The 5,422-nt window shown below is 64.4% G+C and carries 7 protein-coding genes and 1 pseudogene; 5 read left to right on the top strand and 3 right to left on the bottom strand.

Annotation, left to right across the window (positions count from 1 at the left end; genetic code table 11):
- The 3 genes from VR74_RS02345 to aat form a co-directional block, all read left to right on the top strand.
- Positions 1–295: biotin/lipoyl-containing protein (locus tag VR74_RS02345; protein ID WP_045694072.1), on the top strand; the 295-nt coding region annotated here is incomplete at its 5' end.
- A gap of 2 nt (positions 296–297) precedes the next feature.
- Positions 298–1,668 (top strand): acetyl-CoA carboxylase biotin carboxylase subunit, encoded by a 1,371-nt coding sequence (gene accC, locus VR74_RS02340; RefSeq protein WP_045694067.1) that lies wholly within the window; start codon positions 298–300, stop codon positions 1,666–1,668.
- A gap of 73 nt (positions 1,669–1,741) precedes the next feature.
- A complete protein-coding gene (gene aat, locus VR74_RS02335) occupies positions 1,742–2,464 on the top strand; it encodes a leucyl/phenylalanyl-tRNA--protein transferase (RefSeq protein ID WP_045694071.1) in 723 nt (240 codons plus the stop codon).
- 35 nt (positions 2,465–2,499) lie between these two features.
- On the opposite strand, the pseudogene VR74_RS02330 reads toward aat, so the two are convergent.
- From VR74_RS02330 to VR74_RS02320, 3 genes and pseudogenes are all read right to left on the bottom strand, one after another.
- Positions 2,500–2,826, bottom strand: a pseudogene (locus VR74_RS02330) (DUF2155 domain-containing protein); the annotation flags it as partial.
- A gap of 23 nt (positions 2,827–2,849) precedes the next feature.
- Entirely contained in the window at positions 2,850–3,515 is a 666-nt protein-coding gene (locus VR74_RS20415) for an MlaD family protein (RefSeq protein WP_299949391.1), read from the bottom strand.
- Positions 3,508–3,900, bottom strand: a complete 393-nt coding sequence (locus tag VR74_RS02320; RefSeq protein ID WP_045694065.1) for an NADH:ubiquinone oxidoreductase subunit NDUFA12 — start codon at positions 3,898–3,900, stop codon at positions 3,508–3,510. Before VR74_RS02320 ends, VR74_RS20415 begins: the two co-directional genes overlap by 8 nt.
- Positions 3,901–4,098: 198 nt before the next feature.
- Here VR74_RS02320 and VR74_RS02315 point away from each other — a divergent pair, with 198 nt between their 5' ends.
- Both VR74_RS02315 and VR74_RS02310 read left to right on the top strand, forming a co-directional pair.
- Positions 4,099–4,992: an FG-GAP-like repeat-containing protein gene (locus VR74_RS02315; RefSeq protein WP_045694063.1), complete on the top strand. Its 894-nt coding sequence runs from the start codon at positions 4,099–4,101 to the stop codon at positions 4,990–4,992.
- A gap of 101 nt (positions 4,993–5,093) precedes the next feature.
- On the top strand, positions 5,094–5,422 hold a 329-nt coding region (locus VR74_RS02310), incomplete at its 3' end, for a hypothetical protein (protein ID WP_045694062.1).

Below are 5,422 nucleotides of genomic sequence, written 5' to 3'. Positions count from 1 at the left end.
GCCAGCAGCGCCTTCGGCCGCCCCCGCCGCTGCAGCTGCCCCCGCAGCGCCTGCCGTATCGGACAACGCCATCAAGTCGCCAATGGTCGGCACCGTCTATCTCGCCCCCGAACCCGGCGCGAAGCAGTTCTTCAATATCGGCGACAAGGTCAAGAAGGGCGACACGCTTATGCTGGTCGAAGCCATGAAGACCTTCAACCCGGTCGAGGCCGACCGTGCCGGCACGCTGACAGCGCTTTACGTCACCGATTCCCAGCCGGTGGAATTTGGTGAGCCGCTGGCCCTGATCGAATAGACATGGCCGAGCACCGCACGATCAAGAAGGTCCTGATCGCCAATCGCGGCGAGATTGCCCTGCGAATTCACCGCGCCTGCAAGGAAATGGGCCTGATGACGGTTGTGGTCCATTCCACGGCCGACCGGGATGCCATGGCCGTGCGCCTTGCTGACGAAAGCGTCTGCATCGGCCCGCCGCCCTCGTCTGAAAGCTACCTGAAGAAATCGCAGATTCTCGCCGCCGCCGAAATCACCGGCGCCGACGCGATCCACCCCGGTTATGGCTTCCTCTCGGAAAACGCCCAGTTTGCCGAAATGGTCGAGGCCCATGGCCTCGCCTTCATCGGCCCGACCGCCGAGCATATCCGCATCATGGGCGACAAGATCGCCGCCAAGGTGGCGATGATCGAGGCTGGCGTGCCCTGCGTGCCCGGTTCCGAAGGCGCCCTGTCCTCGATTGCCGAAGCGAAGAAGGCCGCCAAGAAGATCGGCTACCCGGTCCTCGTGAAGGCCTCCGCCGGCGGCGGTGGCCGCGGCATGAAGCTCGCGCGCACCGAGGCCGACCTCGAAAATGCGGTGAAAACCGCCAAGACCGAAGCCAAGGCCGCCTTCGGCGACGATGCCGTCTATCTCGAAAAATACCTCGAAGGCCCCCGCCATATCGAGGTGCAGGTTATCGCTGACACGCACGGCAACGTGGCGCACCTCTGGGAGCGCGACTGCTCGCTCCAGCGCCGCAACCAGAAAGTCCTGGAAGAGGCCCCCTCACCGGCCCTCAACCAGGCCCAGCGCGAAGAAATCGGCGGCATCTGCGCCCGCGCCATGGAAAAGCTCGGCTATCGCGGCGCCGGCACGATCGAATTCCTCTATGAGGACGGCAAGTTCTACTTCATCGAAATGAACACCCGCCTCCAGGTCGAGCATCCCGTCACCGAAATGATCACCGGCATCGACCTCGTGCGCGAGCAGATCCGCATCGCCGAGGGCAAGAAGCTCTCTTTCCGCCAGGAAGACGTCATGCTGGTTGGCCATGCCATCGAGTGCCGCATCAATGCCGAACACCCGGAAACCTTCGTGCCGTCACCCGGCCTGATCACTGATTTTCACGCCCCGGGCGGCCCCGACGTGCGCCTCGACAGCGCGGCCTATGCCGGATACCGCATCCCGCCCCACTATGACTCGCTGATCGGCAAGCTCATCGTGCACGGGCGCACGCGCCGGGAATGCATCATGCGTCTGCGCCGCGCGCTGGCAGAGATGGTTGTCGGGGGCGTTTTCACCACGCTCGACCTGCATCGCCGCCTGATCGAAAACGAGGATGTCCTGGCCGGGAACTACAACATCCACTGGCTCGAAAAATTCCTCGCGGAAAACAAGCTGCCCGCTGAATAGGCCGCGCGCCTTCTCCACAACCCTGGTCGCTTGCCCCATGGACAGGCGCATCGACGAGACTCATATTCAGCTGATGTCGTCGCGCTTTGGAACCCGGGATCTGCTCGCCTGCTATCAGCGGGGCGTCTTCCCCATGGCCGATGCGCGCGATGATCCGAACCTCTTTCTCGTCGATCCGGACATGCGCGGCATCCTTCCGCTGGACGCCTTCCACATTCCGCGCCGCCTGAAGCGGACCGTCATCCGTGAACCCTACCGCGTCACCACAGACACTGCTTTCACGCGGGTCATGGAATCCTGCGCGGAAGAAACCAGGGACCGCGAAAGCACCTGGATAAATTCCGCAATCCTCAATCTTTACAGCGCGCTGCACCGGGAAGGCCACGCGCATTCCGTGGAATGCTGGGACGGCGACCAACTGGTCGGCGGGCTTTACGGCGTGGCGATAGGCGGCGCTTTCTTCGGCGAAAGCATGTTCTCGCGCGCGACTGACGCGTCAAAGATTGCGCTGGTGCATCTGGCCGCCCGCCTGATCGAGGGCGGGTTCACGCTGCTCGACGCGCAATTCCACAATCCGCATCTGGAACAGTTTGGCCTGATTGAAATCACGCGCGCGCAGTTCAAGGAACGCCTGCGCGCGGCCCTGACCGTCGAGGCAAGTTTCTATTCGGGTGTCGGCTCTGTATCGAGCGATGGCGGCACGTCGTCCAGCATCGGCTCATCGTCCGGCGCCGTGACGGGCGCAGGCAGCTTCACCGGATCGGGCGCCGTGCAGCGGATCACCCAGATATCATAGACCGGGTGCTCAAGGGCGCTCAGGCCCGGCGACGAGGCATACATCCAGCCGGAAAACAGTTCCGGGTTCGCTTCATTGACCGTCTCAACCGTTTCGGCTGCCACGGCGGCTTCCATCGTCTCCACTGCCACGGGCTGGGTCGAGTGGATCTTGAGGAAAGCGGCGCTCTCGGGCGCTTCTTCAGGCGGTGTCTGGAAGCAGGTTTTCAGTTCCACTTTCAGCGACCCGAACACAACCGGCTCACCGACCTTGACCTCGATATCGGTCGACCGCCCGGTGATCTTGTCCAGTGCCCGCAGCGTTGCCGTGTCCTTCTGCGCGAAGGTCGCCGCGTGTGCGCCGCCCACCAGGCTCAGGCCCATAACAGTTGCGGCAATCAGTCGGATCATTGGCCATCATCTCCGGCAGGATAGGGATCGTCCAGGGGATACGGGGCCGTAGCCGGGGGCGTCTCGGTGACGGAAGGTTCAGGCGTCACCCCAGGTTCGGGCGCAGGCGCGGCAGGCTTCTTCGCCTCCGGCTTTTTCGCCGCCACAGGCTCGGGTGCCGGCTCGGTCACCGTTTCGGCCGGCTGCGCATCTGCTGTTGCGGCATCGCCGCCACCGCCGCCGCCCGCGAACGAGGCAAACAGGGTCAAGAGGTCAACACTGCCGCGCGTATACACGATTTCACCCGTGCCATCCTGGGCAATCGTGTCAAATCCGCCGCCCGGCTCCAGCGCAATATAGGAACCGCCGAGCAGGCCATCGGTCGAAATGCGCGCGTCCGTATCGTCCGGAAGTTCCCATTTCTTGTCCAGCGACAGGGTCAGCAGCGCTTCGAACCGTTGCGGATCGCCCTCGATGGACTTCACCACGCCAGCTTTCACACCGGCAATGCGCACATCGGAACCACGCGATATGCCCGACACATTGTTGAAACGCGCCAGCACATTGTACTGGTCACCCTTGACTTCGGCATCGCCGCCGACTGCCAGCGCGAACCAGAGGAAGACGCCAGCGACCGCAACAACCAGCCCGCCAACGAGGGTTTCGAACACAGACTCACGCATCGGGGGTCCACGCTTCGTAATCGCTGTCAGACTTCTGGCGCGTACCGCCGCCGGACATGCTGCCCTTGGGCTTGGTCGCGTACGGTGTTCCGGTCATGTTGGGCGTGTGGTCGGTTTCCCAGTCGCGCCGCTCCAGCGGCATGTGCGTTGGCGGCTCGTTCACCGTGTGGTGCAGCCAGCCATGCCAGTCGGCAGGCACTTTCGACGGTTCGGCCAGGCCCTTGTACATCACGTACCGGCGATGACGGCCCTCAATCGACGCCTTGCGGTCCTCGAAATAGCGGTTGCCGTATTCATCGGTGCCGACATGGCCACTGCGCCGCTTGATATCGAAAGAGGCGCCCACGGTAATACCGCTCCACCAGGTGAAAATCTGATTCAGCATTGTCTGCCCGTCCTGACGTGACTTGATGGCCGCAATATGGCGTTCCTCGGGCTGTTAATCCAGACCGTGCAGGCAGGCAATGCGCGACATTGCCCGGATGCAGGCTTTCGCCCCCAATGACTGGCAGATCAGGCTGACTCGGCCGCCAATCTCGCCTAGCATCCCCCTTCCACACGCCCCGGCAAAGGACAGTATCGCATGATCGTGAACGGCAGATGCGCGGCGCTCGTACTCCTCTTCGCCACCAGTGCAGGCGCATACGCCCAGTCTCAGGCCCGGCTCGAATCACCCCCGCCCGCGCAGCACTACCAGGTCACGCCCTGGATCGACCTCGGCGAGATCGGCACGCAGACGGTCCGGGCGGATGGCGCCAGTGTGCAGAATGGCCGCCCCGGCCCGGTCTCCCTCAACAATGGATCAGGGCAATTCACGCTGGCGGGCGGGCCGGAAGGCGACCCGATCAATGCCGCCCTCACCGACGTGGACGGTGACAGCGTCCCGGACCTCGCCATCGCCCGGCGTTCAGGCGTCAGCCTGCTCATGCGCGGCAACGCAATGGGGGGATTTCACCTCGCCACGCCCCTACCCGGCACCGAATCGGGCGCTGTCAGCATCGCCGCCGCTGATATCGACGCCGATGGCGACACGGACTTCGCCCTCGCCGGCATGGACGGTCAGGAATGCCTCGTCCTCCTGAACAATGGCTGGGGGGAATTCACCCCGCACCCGGTCACGGGCAGCGCCGGAACCTATGTCCAGATCGGCCTTGATGACTTCACCGGCGACGGACAGGTCGACATCGCGCTGTATGCCGCCAGCGGTGACAGCCCCCTATTCTCCGGCAATGGCGCTGGCCAGTTCAGGCGCACAGGCTCGCTCGCTGCACTCGCCGAAATCGCCGACATCACCGGTACGGCCGACCCCACCGCAGGCCCGGACTTCGAGGGTGACACCCCCTGGGACATCCCCGTTCGCATCCTGATCGAGCCTGTCTCCGGCGACGGCCCGGAATACGCGGTCGGGCTGGCGCTCAATGATGCCAACGGCGACGGCATGGCCGACCTGATCGTCGGAAAATCCGGCAATGAGTGAGGGCAAACCCGCCCCGCGCCCACAATAAACCGCGCAAGGCGGTTGAAGCCGCCGCGTTCACCCGTCACGCTCTGCGTGAGTGATTCGCGAAGGAGCCGCTTATGCCTGACCAGAGCCGGGACGAAATCCTGATCGCCGCCGAATCCGACGGCCTCCTCTCCCCTGAAATCCCGTTCGGCAACCTCTGCCGCGCCGCCGGGCACATTCTGGGCGGCATGACGCCGCTCGCGCTGGACCATCTCGCCGCTTCAGCCTCCGCCGCCAGCCTGCAAAGCGTGTCGCAACTCGCCCTCGCCGAGATGCTCGAACGCCTCGGCCCGGCCCCGCGCAATGCAGACCTTGCCGAAGCACTCGCCGCAGGCCTGCCGCAGGACCTGCTGGAAGAGGCGCTCCGCCTGCCCGGCGGCATCCTGCGCACGGCGGACGCCCT

This window comes from Hyphomonas sp. BRH_c22 (assembly GCF_000961795.1).
In the GTDB taxonomy this organism is placed as follows: domain Bacteria; phylum Pseudomonadota; class Alphaproteobacteria; order Caulobacterales; family Hyphomonadaceae; genus Hyphomonas.
The sequence above is the reverse complement of the archived record's forward strand: the minus strand, read 5'-3'. Positions and strand labels throughout refer to the sequence as shown.